1 protein-coding gene (only partly in view) is annotated in these 316 nt (G+C 17.7%); it reads left to right on the top strand.

All coding sequences use genetic code 11. From position 1 onward, the window contains the following. Positions 1–9: the end of a hypothetical protein gene (locus LUA84_RS05030; RefSeq protein ID WP_457913323.1), read on the top strand. The gene continues 348 nt to the left of window position 1, outside the view; the window shows 9 of its 357 coding nt (coding positions 349–357); the start codon falls outside the window, past its left edge; the stop codon is at positions 7–9. Positions 10–316: the final 307 nt, after the last annotated feature.

Below are 316 nucleotides of genomic sequence, written 5' to 3' on the forward strand. Positions count from 1 at the left end.
TATATTTGAATTATAAAGTTATTTTTAATATAGAATCTATAAGAAAACTAAAAAGCAATATTAATGCAGAATCTTTTATTTTTATATTTCTCCACGATTCATATAAAGAATCATATATTGCTTTTTTCTTGAATACAACAATCATTGGAGAAAAGAATATTTTATTACAATAATATTATTAAAAGTAAAGAAAAAACAATAAATGATATTATATATATTATCTTAGATAATTGCATATTTATAACAAAAAAAGGGATTGAAATAAATATAGATATAAATAATGAAATTATAACAGAAATAAATACTGCTGCAACAG

The sequence above is a fragment of the Candidatus Nanopusillus massiliensis genome (assembly GCF_920984865.1).